Origin of the sequence: Streptomyces sp. SID9727 (genome assembly GCF_010550605.1) — a bacterium.
Taxonomy (GTDB): domain Bacteria; phylum Actinomycetota; class Actinomycetes; order Streptomycetales; family Streptomycetaceae; genus Streptomyces.
Genome location: NZ_JAAGNI010000010.1, coordinates 1 through 987, shown reverse-complemented (window position 1 = coordinate 987; position 987 = coordinate 1). Strand labels below are relative to the sequence as shown.

Genomic DNA, 987 nt, shown 5'->3' with positions numbered 1-987 from the left:
CGGACGGCGACGCGACCGCGGTCGGCGTTGCGGCCGCGGCGCGGGCCGGCGACCCGGTCGCCGTGGCCTCCTTCGAACGCGCCGCCCAGGCCCTGGCGGCGGGGATCGCCGCGACGGCGACCCTGGTCGAGATCGACATCGCGGTGATCGGCGGCGGGGTCGCCGGGGCGGGGGACCTCCTGTTCGCCCCGCTGCGCACGGCCCTGCGCCGGTACGCCACGCTGTCCTTCGTCCAGGGGCTGACGGTGGTGCCCGCGGTCATGGGCAACGACGCGGGCCTGGTCGGGGCGGCGGCGGCCGCGCTGGCCACCACCGCCCGGCCGCTCGCGGACCCGCTCAGCAGGTGATCCGCAGGTCCCCCCAGTCCGCGTGGTCCGAGTCGACGCCGTCGCCGGCGTCCGTGACCACCAGCCGGACGACCCGGGCCCCGGTCACGTCCGCCGAGAGGGGCTGCGGAGCCATCGCGTTGGTGAGGATCCCGGTCGAGGCGGCCTTCTCGCCGTCCGCCCAGACCTCGAAGGTCACGGTGCCCTTGGTGCCCTTCTCGTCGTCCACCCCCACCTGCGCCGTCACGGTGCCGCACACGCCGCCCGCGTAGTACTCGACGCTGCTCGCCGCGTGCGCGCCGAGCCCCTTGGCGTACACCTGGCCGCCGATGGTCAGCGGATGGCCGTCGCCCGCGGCGCTCTCGCCGTTGCTGGTGTCCTTCTCGACGGGGCCGTAGCCGTTGGAGGCGCTGAGCTGCGGCAGGTCGCTGAGGTAGCCGCCGCCCGCCGGGGGCGCGACCACCACATGGGCCTGGAACGGGACGGTGGACCGGATCCGCTCACCGGTGGGGGAACGGTACCGGGCGGTGAGCGTCAGGTCGTAGCCGCCGGGGGCCGTTCCGGCGGGGGCCGTCACCCGCCACCGGGTGGCCAGCGCGCGGCCGGTGGGCAGCGCGGCCGTCCGTGTCGCCGACGCGGCCTCCACCCGCCAGCCGGCCGG

At 77.2% G+C, this 987-nt stretch carries 2 protein-coding genes; one reads left to right on the top strand and one right to left on the bottom strand.

The features are described 5' to 3' along the window. Nucleotides 1–347 (top strand): ROK family protein (locus G3I41_RS00765; protein ID WP_164398347.1); only part of this gene is annotated, 347 nt, incomplete at its 5' end. On the opposite strand, the gene G3I41_RS00760 is transcribed toward G3I41_RS00765, so the two are convergent. Further along, on the bottom strand, nucleotides 337–987 hold a 651-nt coding region (locus G3I41_RS00760), incomplete at its 5' end, for an NPCBM/NEW2 domain-containing protein (RefSeq protein ID WP_203599909.1). The two genes, G3I41_RS00765 and G3I41_RS00760, sit on opposite strands and share 11 nt — an antisense overlap.